The following is a 16195-nucleotide window of genomic DNA, read 5'->3' as shown; positions in this document are numbered from 1 at the left end:
TTTTCTATTACTTCCTGGACTTCTTCGATCATGGCGTGGCAGCAACATTACGAAGGCAGATTCGCGACACACCCCGTTTCAACGGGATTTCCGCCGCAGGCGGGCTGCTAGCCCAGACCTTTAGGGCTGGGTGATCGGTGCCGCAACCATGACACCCCCCACCCCCCTCTGCCCGCCCGCGCGGCGGGCGGGCAGAGGGGGGTGGAGGGGTTCGTGAATGGGTCGTCTCGTTGACCAGGGCTAAAGCCCTGGCCTAATGGCCCTGCGGGGAAGGCCGTTGAAACGGCCTGAGAAGCACCAGTTCCGGTCTTTTCGCCCCTATTTCCTCACCTCAAACTCGGCGTCGATCACGTCGTCGACCTTCTAACCGGAGGGCGATGGGGTGGGGGCCGCCGGGTGAACTACCTGGGGTACCTGCGGGCGGGACGCCCGCTTTCCCCCCGCACTCGGCGGCGGCCTTGCTGCGCCGAACAGCTTCACTGCCTCCCAGAGGATCATCAGCGCCAGGGCGACCAGGACCACCGCCACCCACGGGACCGGGTCGGACGTCAGGCCGCTCGGGCCGAAGTGGCGGGCGATGATGCGGACCAGGGCCCATATGCTCATCACGTACATGAAGACCGTCGGGAGGCCGGTCACGTACCAGACCCATTTGGCGCGGCGGGTGCGCCAGAGCCAGACCGTCACGCCGAGGAGCGTCAGGGCGGCGAGGAGTTGGTTGCTCGCGCCGAAGAGGTCCCAGAAGACCCGCCAGACGGGGACGATCTTGCCGGAGGCGTCGGTCGATTGCCGGAGCAGGAAGAACAGCGGCACGCCGGCCGTCAGGGCGGTCGTGACGACACGGCCGGCTCGGCTGTGCCAGTTGAGCAATTCCTCCAGGACATAGCGGCCCAGGCGCGTGCAGACATCCAGCGTGTCATAGACGAACGTCGTGAAGGCCATCAGGGCGAACGAGACGCCGAAGGCCGCGGGGATGCCGAGCACTTCGAGAAAACTGCCGACGCCGGTCGCATAGAGGAAATTGGGCCGCGGGCTGCCACCTCCCAGCAGCGGCGAATCGGGCGCCAGTCGCATCACGCACGCCAGCGAGATGACTGCGACCATGCCTTCCATGAGCATCGCCCCGTAGCCGATCGCCTTCGCGTCGGTCTCGCGGCGGAGTTGCTTGGAAGTCGTGCCGGATGCGACGATGGAGTGAAAACCGGAGCAGGCCCCGCAGGCGATTACGATGAAGAGCATGGGGAAGAGCGTGTCGCCGCGCGGCGTCTCCCAGCCCGTAAAGGCGGGGTACTGCACGCGACCGCCGCCGAGGGCCAGACCGAGCGAACCGCCGATGAGCGCGGCGTAGAGGAAGTAGCCGCCGAGATGGCCGCGCGGCTGGAGCAGGAGCCACATGGGGAGGATGGAGGCGATGAAGCAGTAGACAAGCAGCGCGACGCCCCAGGCTTTCTGGGCCGTCGCAGCGTCGGTGGAGAGGATCGACGCGACATCGAAGGGGATGTACTGACCCACCCAGATTGCCACGCCGACGAGCGGGAGAAAGATGATCGTCGCGAGGTTGAGCGAGAGCTTTGTGTAGCGCAGCAGCAAGCCCATGATGACCGGCAGGGCGAGGTAGAGGAGCGAGGACGTGGCGATGCCCCCGCCGCTGACTACTTGTCCGCTTTCGAGCGCGATCGCGCCGATGAAGCTCGACGCGGTAATGTCGGTGAAGGCGACGACGATGTAGACGAGCGCGAACCAGACGAAGGCGAGGAACAGGACGTGCGAGCGGCGGGTCATGTGCTCGCGGACCACTTCGGCGATGGACCGGGCGCGATGTCGGATGGAGGCGACGAGCGACGTGATGTCGTGGACGCCGCCGATGAAAATGGAGCCGATCAGGATCCAGATCAGCGCGGGGAGCCATCCGAACATGACACCGGCGAGGATGGGTCCGACGATCGGCCCGGCCGCGGCGATGGCCGAGAAGTGCTGGCTCAGCAGGAACTTCGTTTCAATGGGGGCGTAGTCGACGTCGTCGCGCAAGGCGACGGCGGGCGTGGCGACGTTGGGGTCCAGCCGCAGCAGCCGGGCCAGAATCCGCCCGTACACGCGATAGGCGACGAGCAGGCAGACGGCCGAAAGAACCACCACGGCGAGTAGGGAGTTCATGCGGGAATTATACCGAAGTTCGACTTTGCCTGGTCGGCCCTTGACGGGCATGCTAAGATGCTGTTTGGTTGATTCGGGAGCGGCGCGGTCATGGTTTCGGGTTCGCTTTCACCTTTAGTTACGGCCTCCGTCTGGACGGTTGTCTCGCACAACTGGGCCCTGTTCTCCATTTTCCTCACTCTGGTCCTGCTGGTCATCATCCCGGTCCTGATCCTGGTGAAATACCTGCGCATCTGCCTGAATATCATCCGCGACACGGAGCCGCCGCTGTCCGCGCCGCAGTTCGGCTTCGACCGCATCCCGGGCGACGAGAAGGATTTTTATGCGGCGGACGGCGTGCGCCTACGGGGCGTCTTCATGCACCCGCCGCCCAACGTCGAGCGTCGCGGGATCATCATCTTCGCCCCGGAGTTCAAGAGCGACCGCTACAGTTGTGCACGCTATTGCCGGCCTCTGATCGCCGCCGGATACGATGTGTTCTCCTTTGACTTCCGCGGACACGGCCAATCCTCGCCCGAAGAGGGCTACACCCCCCGCCAATGGACCAGCGACCGCGAAGTGGCGGACATGACCGGGGCGATCTCGTACATCGAGCAATGGCTCGAAGACCACGGCCGGCCGATCGAGATCGGCCTGTTCGGGATTTCGCGGGGGGCGTGCGCGGCCATTCTGGCCAGCGCCCAGAACGCGTCGGTCAAGGCGATCATCACGGACGGCGCGTTTTCCAGCGACTGCACACTGGAGCACCTGATGCGGCGCTGGGCGAAGATCTTCGCCAAGGTCAAGATCGTGTATGAGAACCACCCGCCGGAGTTCTGGCGTTTCCTGCGCTGGTGCCTGTTCCTCACCTGTCGAATCAAGCTGGGATGCACCTACCCCTCCGTTCGCAAGTCGCTGATGCGGATGGTGCCGCGCCCGATGCTGCTCATTCACGGCGAGCGCGACAGCTATATTCCCGTCGAGCAGTCGCGACTCTTGTATGCGCTGACCGCGCAGCCCAAGTTCCTCTGGGTCGTCCGCGGCGCGAAGCATAATCAGTCAGTGGACGTGCTACCGGCGGAGTACGCCCGACGGACGGTGCAGTTTTTCGGCCGCTATCTGTCGCGTCATGAAGACGTGGCCAACATCTACAACGAACGCCTCTTCGTCGAGACCGCGCTGAGCGAGATGTTCCGCCACGATGATGCGTCCTCCGACCGCGCCAAGAGTGCGAGAATCGTCGGTCTGCCGCAGGACCGGCTTCCGCCGCGGCTGGTTCCCGCCGAGCCTGCTTCGGGACCCGCGACATCCGATCGTTTGTAAGCCGCACGACTCCCCCGGATGTCCACTCATCGCAACGGCGGGTAGAATCTCCGCTGTGCCCTCACGATCCATCCTGGATTCGGTCCTCGCCAAGATCGGCGCGCTGCATGCGGCGTCGATCACGCGCCGGTTTTCGCGCGCGGTCGCGAACGCCACGCGCGTGCAATCCGACCTGCTGGCGGAGCTGCTGGCGGCGGGGGAGGGCAGCGACTTCGGCCGGGACCACGGGCTGGCATCCATCCGCGACTATCGCGAATTTGCGAGGCAGGTCCCGATCCGTTCGTACGCCGACTTGGAGCCGTACATCGAAAAGGTCCGAAATGGCCACGTCGGCGCGCTCTTCTCGCCGCAAACGCGAATCCTCATGTTTGCCCTGACCAGCGGGACCACGGCGCGGCCCAAGTACATCCCGATCACGCCGCGCGTGCTGGCCGACTGCCGCGCCGGCTGGAATATCTGGGGGCTCAAGGCGCTGCTCGACCATCCCGGGACGATGCTTCGCCATATTCTGCAGGTGACGAGCCCGATGAACGATCACTCGTCGCCCTCGGGCCTGCCGTGCGGCGCCATCACGGGACTCCTGGCCGCGACGCAAAAGCGCCTCGTTCGGCGCTATTACACCTCGCCCCCGTGCGTTGCGAACATTACCGATTCCGTCGCGAAGTACTACACCATTATGCGGCTGGCGATCCCGCGCGACGTGGCCTGGGCTGTCACGGCGAACCCGGCCACGCTCCTGTTGCTGGCTAAGACCGGCGATGAGCACCGCGAACAGTTGATCCGCGATATTCATGACGGGACACTCAGCGCATCGATGGCGGTCGACGGGGGCATCCGCGCGGCGCTCCATTCCCGACTCGAACCTGATCCGGACTGCGCCCGGCGGCTGGAGACCATTGTCGCGAAGCACGGCGCGCTGTATCCCAAGCATTACTGGCGATTGGGGTATGTTGCCCACTGGACCGGCGGGACGATGGGCCTGTACCGCGATCAGTTTCCGCGTTACTTCGGCGACGTCCCGGCCCGCGATATCGGGTTGATCGCCAGCGAGGGGCGGATGTCGATCCCGGTGGATGACCACACCCCAGCGGGGATCCTCGCCGTGACGAGCCAGTTCTTCGAGTTTATCCCGGCGTCGGAATATGGGGGATCGAATCCGACGGTCGTTCGTAGTCACGAATTGACGATCGACGAGGAGTATTTCATCGTCCTCACCAACGCGAGCGGGTTGTATCGGTACGATTTGGGAGATCGCATTCGCGTGGTCCGGCGGGTCGGCGAGGCCCCGCTGATCGAGTTCCTCAGCCGCGATGCCCATAGCTCTTCGATGGCCGGAGAGAAACTTACGGAAGATCAGGTCGTGGCGGCCATGGAGGCGGCGAGCCCGGCCACCGGGAAAATCGTAGATTTCGTATTGGCGCCGCGCTGGGCAGACCCGCCCTACTATCGCCTGTATGTGGAGTCCGCGAGCGTTCGAGCGGAGGCCGCGCTGGCCCGCCGTGTGGACGAGGCCCTGTCGAAGATCAACCTTGAGTACGGCTCCAAGCGAGCGACGCTGCGTCTCGGAGAGGTGGAGACGGTCGGCCTGCCTGCCGGCGCCCTGGCGCAGCGCGACATGGAACTTCGCCGCGCCCGATCGGGCACCAGCGAGCAGTTCAAACATCAATACCTTCTGTCGCGGCCGGAGCTGGACGGTGATCTTGCGCAGTTGGCGGTCGATCGGGCGGCGGTGGGGGCCGTCCACCAGTCGCCCGGGCGACTAAACTCCGGATCTGCGACATGATGCACTCACAAGATATGCCGCCGCAAGACTTCGCGCCGGCTGCGCGACCTGTCGCGCGACCGATGGCAGCGGTGCCGGCGCAGGAACCGCCTCCGATGGCGCGGGGAGGAGATTGGGCCCCGGCGATGACGCGAGTTCAGGCCGGCCTCGACATCCTGGCGATCATTGTCCTCAACTTTCTACTCCAGGTCGGCCTTTTTACGACCGGGATCCCCGACATGCTCTCGCGGCAATTTCCGACATTGGGCCCATTATGGGTCAGCGTATGCATCGGAGTGATGGCGCTGATCGCCGTGGCCCTGGTCGTGCGTGTGCGCCGTCAATCGGCGGCTGCCGTCGGGCTGGTGCGTGCGTCACCCTGGCGCGTGCTGGGCTATGCATCCCTTGCGATCCCGGTATGTTGGGCGGCCCTATTGATTACCGTACCGCTTTTCATCTGGATCGCCGGCCGAAGCATGGAAGGCCTCATTGAAGAACGAGCGGAGTTTTTTGCAGAGGTGCCGCACCTGGCGATCTGGCAGGCGGCCTTCTTTTCCGCCTTTGTGGGACTCCACGAAGAGGTGCTCTTCCGCGGCTTCATTTTGGGCAGGCTCAAGGCCCTTTTTCGCTCCAACGTCGCCGCGGTGCTGATCAGCAGCCTGGTGTTTGGCCTCCTTCACTTCTACCAGGGGCCTATCGGCGTCGTCCAGACGACCAGCGTTGGCATAGTTTTTGCTATGGTGGTTATCCGCTCCGGAAGCCTGTGGCCGGCGATCCTTGCCCATGCGGCGTTTGATACGATCGGTTTGGCCCTAATTCCGTGGCTGGAAAGGACTTTGCCAGAGTTGTTGGAGCAGGCGACCAGCGCACCAACGAGCATGCCATAGTCGGAATGTCTCGTTTTCGGGCGCGGGCGTGCCGCGGGAACCTCGGCTAGAATGTGATTCTTTATGGAAATGCGAAATTTCGACGTCGGGCGTCGGGCTAACCCCTTCACGTCCATCATCAATCTTTTCGACAGCATCTGGCTGGGTATTTTCTGGATTGCCGCCATCGTCGTGTACGCCGCGGTCGGTTCGGCCGTGCCCATTTTTCGGCAGGAATTCGAACTGACCGAGTTTCAGTACTTCAACCACTGGCTCTTCGTGACGATCATCGGCCTGTTCTGTGTCACGCTCGTCGTCACTACGCTTCGGCGGATCAAATTCAATCTTCGCAATCTCGGTGTATTGACCGTGCACACCGGACTGCTTCTGCTTTGCGCCGGCAGCGTCGTTTATTTCGGCCGCAAGGTGGAGGGCGATGTTTGGCTCGACGCCCCGGCGATCCGCGTGATCTCCGTCGATCGCTTCCGCAGCGATCCGGAGCGGGCCGTCGTCGGTCAATTCGTCGCGCGGGAAGGCAAGACCTGGGAAACGACGATGCCGGCCCTCGGCGGCCGCCATCGCGTGCAGGTGACGTCCGTCAGCCATCAGGGGCTGACCACGGCGCAGCGCGTTACGCTCAAGGCGACCGTCGGCGACGGCCCCGAACAGACGATCGAGCTGGATCAATCCAAGGAAGGCGGCGCATTCGCCAAGCTGGGCGACAAGCTCGCGCTGGCCCTGGCCCCCGCCAATATCGCCGACTCCTTCTACGACGAGACCACGCCGATCCTCGCCATCGAGAGCCGGGGGCACACCGAGACGTTCGAAATACCAGGGCTGCCCTATTACAAGGAGCGGTTCATCCCCACGGACGAGCCCGTCGTCGACATCGGCGGAAAGGTGGTCGAATCCGATCGCCAGTTGGCGCTTCGACCGTTCGAGTATTGGCGGATGCCGATCGCGCTCAGCGATCCGCAGCGGGCGATGAGCACGGACTGGCCGGTGGAGATCACGATCGACGGCTACCTGCCCTATGCCAAGCTCGAACCGCGGCCGGTCCCCGGCGGAGAACGCGTCATGCCGCTTGCCCGCATGGGTTTGGGGCTGGCTTCGGCCAATCCGGCGATTTCCGACTGGGTGGTCCCGCAGATGCCCGATCGCTCCATGATCGAGTTGCCGGCCGGCCCGATGGCGGAGTTTCGCTGGATTGATGCGGACAAGGACATCGACGCCGAATGGACCAAGTCCGTCGCCGGTCGCCACGTGCTGGAGGTCTTTGTCAAAGACAAGAATGTCAGGCAGACCTTCTACGTCAGCGAGGGCCAATCGATCAAGGTCGAAGGCACTGAGTATTCGCTCTCCATCGAGCAATTGCAGCCGAGCTGGCCGCTGATGAGTGTCGGGTTTCAGAATGCGCGCACGCCCATCGCCCTCGTGTGGGTAGAGGGGCCGAATCAGAAATTCCAGCGATCCGTGCTGGACCGCTACCCGGCGCTCAATCAGGATCGCGACCGACAGGGGCAGCGGATCGATCCCGCCAAGGCCCTCGTTGATGAGAATATTGAACTGCGCTACTTCGATGCCTCGCGCGATCGCTACGTGGTGGTCGCCGGCGAGTTCCTCGCGCCGACATTGATTCACACCGCGCCCGGCGGCAAGCGGACGGTCAAGCCCCTCGCCGCCAAGGCGACGGAGCAATCGGAGAGCGGGTCGACATTCGTCTGGAGCGATTACATCACGAACCCGCGTTTCGAGACTCAGGCAGTAGTCATTCCCGAGCGCAACCGCCGGCCGTTCGGCACGGTCCGCCGCGGAGAATCGGCCATCCGCGTCCACCTTCGTTCCACCAAGGGCGACTGGGAACGGCGCATATGGGTGCCTTTCAGTCTGTATAACACCATGCACGATGGGACGGCGCCGACGGCCGTGGCGAATGTGCCCGAGTTGGGCGAACTGCGTTTCATCTACGGTCGAGCGATTCGCCCGCTGCCCGCGCGGCTCGCGCTGGAATGGTTGCAGACCGACTTCTATCCGGGGCGTCAACAGCCCAGCGGCTGGGCGAGCCATATTCGCAAACAGGACTTCGACTCGAACGCCGTCGTGCGCGACAAGGCGTGGTTGAACAACACGGCGCGCGCGGGAGAGTGGACGCTCTTCCAGTCGCAGGCGTCGGGCGACCATGAATCGTGGACCGTTCTGGGGGTTGGGAATCGTCAGGGCGTACTGACCATGCTGGCCGGTTGCACGCTGATTACTCTGGGCATGCTGTATGCGTTCTGCGTTAAGCCGATTTTGATCCGGCGCCGCAAGCAGGAGTTCGCGAAAATGAAAAACGAGGATGACGAGGGCGGCGCGGGCGACGTGCGGACTTCGCCGGCGTTGCGCCGACCGGTCGCTGTCCAGACGGCCCTAATCTGGCTTCTTGCGGTCTGCACTTGGATTACAACGGGCTGCTCGCCAGACGAAGTTGAAGAACTTCCGATTACAGCTCAACCACTGGCTGCAGTCGCGCCGGAGATCGATGTTCAAACATTGGGTTCGCTGGCCATCCAGCATAGCTGGCGCTACTCCACCATCGACTCGTGGGCCCGCGACGCCGTCAAGAGCGTCCACGGGGCCAAGCCGCTCTACGGGCTCGATCCCGTCGTTGCCGCGGTCGAACTGATGTTCAACGTCAACGCCTACCACGACCAGCCCATCATCTATATCAAAGACCGGGCGCTGCTCAAGGAATTGACCGCGCATCCTGTCCAGGTGACGGATGAGGAGCAATCGCGAATCGTGAAAACAGGCATGGTGAGCTTCGATTTTCTTGCCTCGCCCCAGGTCTCCGCGCGGATTGAGCAGATGTCGATGGACATGCTCAAGAAAACCGCGATGGACCGGTTGTCCAACGCCCTGGGTCATTATCAGAGCCTGTCCCGCACCTGCACGATCGTCCCCAATCCGGGCGGCGAGCACGATACTCCCTGGATTTCCGTCGGCGAACTCGATCAACATGCGATGAGTCTACCGGCCGGCGGAGGCTCGGATCTCTTTGCCCTCTACGCCAATTGGAAGAAGGCCTGGCTGGCCCGCGATGTCGCCGGGATCAACGCTTCGATCAAAAGCCTCGATCAATTGCTCCCGACGCTGGCCCCCGCCGGGCTCTATCCGACGCCGGCGCAACGCAGTGCCGAGGTGACCTACCGCCGCATCGGACTCATCCGTTACGGCTGGGTCTGCTACATCGTCGCGTTCTTTGTCTCGATCTTCGCTGTCGCGACGCGCTACGGATGGGTCCGGGTCGTCGGGCTCATCTTCCTCCTCGGAGCGGTTGGCCTGCACGGCGTCGATATCGCCATGCGTTGGAACGTCATTGGCCGCATCCCCGTCGCCAACATGTACGAGGCGGTCGTCTCCTCCACCTGGGTCGGCGCGGTCTTTGGCCTGGTCCTCGAACTGTTCCTGAAAAAGCGGGTGTATCTCCTGAGTTCCGCGCTGCTGGGCTTCTTTGCCCTGGCGCTGCCGGAACTGCTGCCCAACGTCGTCGATAACAAGCTCGGCGGCATGATGCCCATCCTCGATGACATCATGCTTCGCATCCACACCGTCCTGATCATCTCCAGCTACGCCGTCATTACGCTGGCCTTCGGCGTCGCCAATTGCTACCTCTTTGTCTCCGCGTTCCGCGATCGATCCGCATTGGCGCAGGGGACCATCGGCGCACAGGCCGGCGCCATCGCCACGCTGGTCATGGCCAAGATGGGCTACATGGACGCGCTCAGCGTGCCCTACTTCATTACCGCCTTTATAGGTCTGATCGGCGGCGGCATCTTCCTGGCCCGCGGACTGTGCGGGATGCTGCTGCGCCCGCGCGAGCGAGCCCCGGTGGTCGCTGCGGAAGGCTTCCCGGTTAAAGCCAACCTGCTCGAAGAATTCGACCTTTCCCATCGCGTGCTGCTCTACACCGCCACGATCGCGCTATTCGTGGGTCTGGTTCTCGGGGCGGTCTGGGCGGATTATTCCTGGGGCCGGCCCTGGGGCTGGGACCCGAAGGAGGTCTTTGCCCTTAATACGTGGCTGATCTACGCCATCCTGATCCATGCCCGGTTCGTCACGCGCAAGCGGGCCTTGTGGACGAGCGTCCTGTCGGTCTTCGGCTTTGCGGCGATGCAGTTCAACTGGTGGGTGGTGAATTTTTACATCGTGGGCCTGCACAGCTACGCATAATGACGGTATAATCTCCCTTTTCGACGGGCGGGCCTCACCGCGCAAGACCGCCGACGCCGGGATCCAAGGAGGTCTTCCAATGCACCGACGTTCCGCAACGGCTATTTCTTTCATCCTACTGGGTGCGTTTTTTCTGACGCTGGCGCTCGCGGGGCCGGCTGCGGCGCAGGATGGCGAGCCGTCCAAGTCTCGCAAATCTTCAAAGTCCGGATCGTCGAAATCGACGAAGGACGCATCGCCGGGCCGCGACAAAGTGGAAATGTCGGACATCCCCGCCGACACCGCGGCCGAGAAGAAGGCGCTCAAGGAGCTGGGAAACGAAGCGTTCAAGCTCAAGCGAACGATGCACTACTCTGTCGTGTACAACACGAGTGACGAGGACGTGAGGACCTTCGGACTGGCCATCGAGCAGACCTATCGATCCTGCATCAAGTACACCCAGAAACTGGGATTCGACGCCCACGCCCCCAAGAAGAAGCTCATCATCTATTACTTCGAGGAGCACGGCGACTACAACGGCCACTCCAAGAAAGTCGGCGTGGGAGAGATGCCGCAGTCGACGCCCGGTGTTTATGTGCCCGAACTGAACATCAGCATGTTCTACAATTTCCGGAACCAGGACAGTTTCAAGAAAGCCCGCCAGGACGCCGAGGCGAAGATCGACCAGTTAAAGGGGCGGCTCAAGCAGGGCAATCTTACGCCGCAGGAGCGGCGGCAGATCAACCAGGAGATCAAGAACGCGCGAAGCCACGCCAACTGGAGCACGACGATCGGCGGGGACGTGAGCGAATCCATCGTTCAGCACGAGGTCGCCCATCAGGTGTTGTGGAACATCGGCTTTCACAACCCGAAGGTCTTCATCGCCAACCCGCGCTGGTTTGCCGAGGGCACGGCGATGATGTTCGAGCCGATCAGCACGGGCACCAGCGCCAATTTCGGCGCACTCAATTCCGACCGGCTCAAGGAGTATCAGGCCCTGGAGCAGGCCAAGGGCCTTGTCCCCGTGAAGGAATTCATTTCGCACGCCGGCTGGTTCGGCCCGGCGACGATCGGTCAGGCGTACGCCCAGAGTTGGGCCCTGGTTCACTACCTCAACCGGGCCAAGCGCAACCAGGTCAAGGCGTACGTCGAGATCATTAACAAACGCCCCAAGACCTACAAGTCGACGCCCGAACAAGAGATCAAGGACTTCGAGACCGCCTTCGGCAAATTGGACCGCAAGTGGGAGGATGCGTGGAAGAGCTGGATGAAGAGGGTCCGCTGACGGGTGATTGCATCTTCCGGGGGGCTTATGACGTGGAACTGCGGCGGTTCTTGTTCCAGATGCCGATGACGATCAGACCGAAGGCGAGGAGGCGCATGATGTACAGAGAGGTCTGCGGTTCGTCGCGATCGGCGAAGGCGAGGGCGAGCCAGTTGAGTCCCAGGGCCAGGAAGGCGGCGGAAAAGTAAATGAAGAGGGTGTCGCGCGATCGCCGCCAATATCTCAGGAAAAACAGGCTGATGATCGCGCTGGCCATGACCAGCGCCCCGTAGGTGAATTCCTGCATAAGAAGGGCCTCCCGCTTACTCCGCATCCCAGATCATGCCATATAGCAACAAGAGCAGGCTGCCGAGCGCCATGTAGCCGCGCAGGTCCGAGAGGTTGACGTCGGGCAGGACCACCTTGTCGATAAACAGAAGCAAATTATTGCCCGTCAGGCCGATGAAGCACAGGCTGCTCCAAAGGAGCAGCCGGGCGCGGGTCCGGCGGTAGCCGCGCCAGAGCAACACCGCGCACGCGAGACTCATGAGACCGCAAAGCGCGTATACCACCTCAGCCATCTTGGTTCTCCTTCCTGAGCCGAAACGCGTCGGCGAAGGATTGGATGGAGTCGGTCGGCACCGAGAAGAGAATCTGGATGATCGAATGCCGGCGCTCCGGATAGATTGCCGCTAATTGGGAGACGAGGTTCGATAGGGCCTCGGTCCGCGGCGCGTAGCGGAATCGGGCGGGTTGGCTGTCCGAATTCGCGACCAGGCCCTGCGCGAGCAGCAGCCTGAGTTCGCGTTCCGCCCATTCCGAAGCGGCGCGCAGCTCATGGGCCAATTCTTGAGCGGTCCATTCGCGTTGCGGGTCAACGTGCAGCAGAAGCAGCAGGCGGATCCCACTGATCGAGCGCATGTGCTCGGAGATAAAGCTTCGGACCTCCAGAGGGATCGGATCGGGTGTCAACGCGCCGTGCTCCTCCGTTGTCCCGCTTCGCCTGACCGCGGACTCCCCCCACCCAGCTCGATGTTACGGACATCGAGCCGAGTGGAGAAGTCCGAAAGGTGACATTAAATATTTTTTATGTGCGATGGTGGCTACACGAAGAGGTTAACGTCGGCCCGTGCGGCCGCATCGAGATAGGCGCCGACGCCGCCGACTTCGATCCCGTCGATCAGCTCGTCGCGGCGAATGCCCATGACGTCCATGGACATCGCGCAGGCGACGAAGCGGACGCCGCCGGCCATCGCCGATCTCAGGAGATCCGCCGGCGCGGCGACGCGCTTGTCACGCATCGTCTTTTTCATCATGGCCGTCCCCATCCCGCCCATGTTCAGCCTGGAGAGCGAGAGCTTCTCAATGCCGGCGGGCATCATTCGGCCGAACAGGCGGTCGAGCAGCGGCTTGCCGTGAGTCGATGTGCGGGGCTTGCGAAGCACGTTGAGCCCCCAGAAGGTGAAGAATAGCGTCACCTTCTGGCCCATCGAGGCGGCGCCGTTGGCGATGATCAGGGCGGCCATCACCCGGTCCAGGTCGCTGGAGAAGACCACGATGGTCTTGTCGTTGCAAGGCCCCATCGAAGAGGGTCCACCGGCGGGCTGCGGTTGGGCGGCGACGGCGTGTTTGCGGATCGTGGCGACGTAATGGCCGTTTTCGGGGCGGACTTCGATCAATTCGTTGCCGGTCTGGCGGCACCAGGCGGGCGCATCCGTCGCAAAACCGGGATCGGAGGCCCGGACGCGAAGTACGTCGCCGTCATGGAGCGATTTGAGCGTGTCGCAGAGCGCGACGATCGGGCCGGGGCATTGCTGGCCGCGGACGTCCAGTTCCCTTGTCGCCGGAGTCGTAGTTTTCGGTGCCGGCGTGCCACATGCCGTTGGCGCCGGTTGAGCCATGGCCGGCGGCATCGGATGAAAGGCCTTGTAGGTCTTGTAGCCGCCCGAGAGATTGGCGACATCGAAGCCGAGTTGCGAAAGGACGCGGGCGGCGGTGTAACCGCGCTGACCGACGGCGCAGTAGGAGATGATGGCTCTATTTGCGGGCAGTTCCGAGCGCCGCCGGCGAATTTCGTCAATGGGAATGTGCAGCGAACCGGGAATCGCGCCGGCGTCGTGCTCCGCCTTCGTGCGGACGTCGAGCAAGACGCCGTCCGGGATTCGATCGGCGTGGACAATATTCACGTCACCGCGCAGGACGTTGGCCGCGATGAAGCCCGCCATGTTGAGCGGGTCCTTGGCCGCGCCGAACTGCGGCGCATAGGCCAGTTCCAGCTCCTCCAGATCGTAAACGGTCATCCGCGCCTGGATGGCCGTCGCGAGCACGTCGATCCGTTTGTCCACGCCCTCGCCGCCGGTAATCTGCGCACCGAGAATCCGCCCGTCCGGCCTCGCGAAGAGAAGCTTGATGGACATTTGCTCTGCGCCGGGAAAGTAACCGACGTGATGTGCGGGATGGAGGTAGATTTTTTCGTAGTCGAGCCCGGCTTTGCGCAGGACTTTTTCGCTTGCACCGGTCATCCCGACGACCAGGTCAAAGACGCGGACGATGCTCGTGCCCTGCGAGCCGCGATAGACGCTGCTTCGGCCGAAGATGTGGTCGGCGGCGATGCGTCCCTGGCGATTGGCGGGACCGGCGAGCGGGATGATCGTGTCGGCGTTTGTGATGTAGTCCCTGGTGATGACGGCGTCGCCGACGGCGTAGATGTCGGAGTCGCTGGTCCGCAGGTGCTCGTCCACGACGATGCCGCCGCGATCTCCGATCTTCAGGCCGGCCTCCTTCGCAAGGCCCGATTCCGGCCGAACGCCAATGGACAGAACCACGAGATCGGCCGTGAGCGAAGTCCCGCTCTTGAGCTTTGCGGTCACCGCGCTGGCGGCATCCTCAAAGGACTCGACCGCGTTGGAGAGGTGAAGGTCCACGCCGTGCAGCGCGAGTTGCTCGACCGCGGCGGCCGCCATCTCCTTGTCCAGCGGCGGCATGACCTGGTCGAGCATCTCGACGAGGTGGACGGTCAGGCCTTTTCGCCGGAGGTTCTCGGCCATCTCCAGTCCGATGAACCCGCCGCCGATGACGAGGGCGGACTTGGCGACATCGGCCGCCGCCTTGATCCGATCCATGTCGGGGATGTTGCGCAACGTAAAGATCTTCGGATGGTCGATGCCGGGCAGCGGCGGGCGGATCGGCGCGGCGCCCGTCGCGAGGATGAGCTTGTCGTAGGGTTCGTCGTACTCGCGACCGTCGTCGAGGCTGCGGACCCGAACTTTTTTAAGGGCGCCATCGATCGCCACGACCTCCGTCCGTACGCGGACGTCGAGGTTGTGCCGGGCCTTGAGGCTCTCGGGCGTCTGGAGCAGGAGCTTGGCGCGATCGGCGATTTCGCCGCCGACGTGATAGGGCAGACCGCAGTTGGCGAAGGAGACGTAGGGACCGCGTTCGAAAACGACGATTTCCGTTGTTTCAGAGAGCCGCCGGGCCCGGGCCGCCGCAGTCGCGCCGCCGGCCACACCGCCGATGATGACGAGTTTCTTGATGGAGGACATGATGCAGATTCCTTTACTTGTCCGGTCAATCTCACATTTCCTGTTTTCGGATGCAATCAATGATGTGCAGTGCACTGGGGTTGGCGACCTTGTAATAGACAATCTTGCCGTTGCGCTCGGCGGCCAGCAGACCGTGCGCCCGCATGAGGTTGAGGTGCTGGCTGCACGCCGCCTGGGGCAGATCGATCCGCCGGGCGAGTTCGCCGACGGAGAGTCGACGGTGGGCGAGGAGTTCGACGATCTTGAGCCGGTGGGGATGGGCCAGGACGCGAAAGGCGGCGGCGCAGCGGGCCAGGACGGCGTGGGGGATTTCCGGGGCGGGTCGCTTATTCATCATATAATCATTATATCATGAGTTTATGATATGTCAAGCGTCCGCCGCAACATCGGACGGCGGCGGGGCTTATCGCACCCGCGCCGGGCGGCGAACCATGCGGCCGGCACGAACTCTCAGTTGGAGATAGGGATGGCACAGTCTGTCCGTGAAACGGGCAGGCCGTGTTGGATTTCGGCGCGTTGGGACACCACGGCCTCGCTGCTGCGAGACCGTGCCACCCGAGCGGGCGAACGAGGCGGACGATTAGAACAGCGGATAAATGAACGGCGCGGCGCCGGTCGAGCCGAGGGCGATGATGACGCCGATGCCGACCATGGCCAGAAGGATCGGCAGGAGCCACCACTTCTTGTTGTGCTTGAGAAAATCCCAGAACTCCGCGGCCAGGCCCATCCGCTCCGCTTCCGCGGCCTTTTGAAAGTCGTTCGACTGATCCGGCGACTCTGTTGGATTGTCTGTCATGATGGAATTCCGAATGCGCCTTCGGTCTCAGTCACCGGACGCATGTTCTCTGGGGCAACGGTCGAAGTCGCGCTCTGCGTGCGCCGCGTTGCATCCCCCAGAGGTTCGGGGCTGTATTCCGGAACGATCGCACAGAGCCGCTCCCGCAGCGCCTCGGCTGGAAGCATGTCGGCCGCCGCCACCAGCTCGTCGATCACACGGCAAATCCGGGTCCAGTCTTCCTTGCGATTGCGCCAGATGTATATCTGATCGTGACGGGTGGGGCTCATGTCCTCCCCGCGCACGCTCAGCTCTTCAAACAGCTTCTCGCCCGGC

The 16195-nt window shown here is 63.2% G+C and carries 13 protein-coding genes; 5 read left to right on the top strand and 8 right to left on the bottom strand.

What is annotated here, in order from left to right; all coding sequences use genetic code 11:
- Nucleotides 1-363: 363 nt before the first annotated feature.
- On the bottom strand, nt 364-2154 hold the full coding sequence (locus VJZ71_15580; protein ID HKQ49492.1) for a carbon starvation CstA family protein: 1791 nt from the start codon (nt 2152-2154) through the stop codon (nt 364-366).
- A 90-nt stretch (nt 2155-2244) separates the two neighbouring features.
- Here VJZ71_15580 and VJZ71_15575 point away from each other — a divergent pair, with 90 nt between their 5' ends.
- From VJZ71_15575 to VJZ71_15555, 5 genes are all read left to right on the top strand, one after another.
- The gene (locus VJZ71_15575; GenBank protein ID HKQ49491.1) at nt 2245-3456 is read left to right on the top strand and encodes an alpha/beta hydrolase; all 1212 of its coding nucleotides are present in this window, start codon (nt 2245-2247) and stop codon (nt 3454-3456) included.
- Between the two features lie 55 nt (nt 3457-3511).
- Entirely contained in the window at nt 3512-5239 is a 1728-nt protein-coding gene (locus tag VJZ71_15570; protein ID HKQ49490.1) for a GH3 auxin-responsive promoter family protein, read from the top strand.
- Nucleotides 5236-6105: a type II CAAX endopeptidase family protein gene (locus VJZ71_15565; protein ID HKQ49489.1), complete on the top strand. Its 870-nt coding sequence runs from the start codon at nt 5236-5238 to the stop codon at nt 6103-6105. The genes VJZ71_15570 and VJZ71_15565 overlap by 4 nt, the downstream gene beginning before the upstream one ends.
- A 63-nt stretch (nt 6106-6168) precedes the next feature.
- Entirely contained in the window at nt 6169-10296 is a 4128-nt protein-coding gene (gene ccsA / locus VJZ71_15560) for a cytochrome c biogenesis protein CcsA (protein ID HKQ49488.1), read from the top strand.
- A 79-nt stretch (nt 10297-10375) separates the two neighbouring features.
- A complete protein-coding gene (locus VJZ71_15555; GenBank protein ID HKQ49487.1) occupies nt 10376-11560 on the top strand; it encodes a DUF1570 domain-containing protein in 1185 nt (394 codons plus the stop codon).
- Nucleotides 11561-11585: 25 nt separating this feature from the next.
- On the opposite strand, the gene VJZ71_15550 is transcribed toward VJZ71_15555, so the two are convergent.
- The 7 genes from VJZ71_15550 to VJZ71_15520 form a co-directional block, all read right to left on the bottom strand.
- Nucleotides 11586-11846, bottom strand: coding sequence for a DUF5985 family protein (locus VJZ71_15550; GenBank protein HKQ49486.1), 261 nt, complete (start codon nt 11844-11846; stop codon nt 11586-11588).
- A 16-nt stretch (nt 11847-11862) separates the two neighbouring features.
- Nucleotides 11863-12120, bottom strand: coding sequence for a DUF5985 family protein (locus tag VJZ71_15545; GenBank protein HKQ49485.1), 258 nt, complete (start codon nt 12118-12120; stop codon nt 11863-11865).
- Entirely contained in the window at nt 12113-12511 is a 399-nt protein-coding gene (locus tag VJZ71_15540; protein HKQ49484.1) for a hypothetical protein, read from the bottom strand. The genes VJZ71_15545 and VJZ71_15540 overlap by 8 nt, the downstream gene beginning before the upstream one ends.
- A gap of 131 nt (nt 12512-12642) precedes the next feature.
- Nucleotides 12643-15084 carry an FAD-dependent oxidoreductase gene (locus VJZ71_15535; protein ID HKQ49483.1) on the bottom strand — a complete coding sequence of 814 codons (2442 nt, stop codon included), beginning with the start codon at nt 15082-15084 and terminating at the stop codon, nt 12643-12645.
- Nucleotides 15085-15115: 31 nt separating this feature from the next.
- Nucleotides 15116-15421: a metalloregulator ArsR/SmtB family transcription factor gene (locus VJZ71_15530; GenBank protein HKQ49482.1), complete on the bottom strand. Its 306-nt coding sequence runs from the start codon at nt 15419-15421 to the stop codon at nt 15116-15118.
- A gap of 243 nt (nt 15422-15664) precedes the next feature.
- Nucleotides 15665-15880, bottom strand: coding sequence for a DUF5989 family protein (locus tag VJZ71_15525; protein ID HKQ49481.1), 216 nt, complete (start codon nt 15878-15880; stop codon nt 15665-15667).
- A partial coding sequence (locus VJZ71_15520) for a hypothetical protein (protein ID HKQ49480.1) occupies nt 15877-16195 on the bottom strand: 319 nt, incomplete at its 5' end. The genes VJZ71_15525 and VJZ71_15520, both read right to left, overlap by 4 nt.

The organism is Phycisphaerae bacterium (genome assembly GCA_035275405.1).
Classification (GTDB): domain Bacteria; phylum Planctomycetota; class Phycisphaerae; order UBA1845; family UTPLA1; genus DATEMU01.
This window is presented reverse-complemented; position numbering and strand designations above follow the sequence as displayed.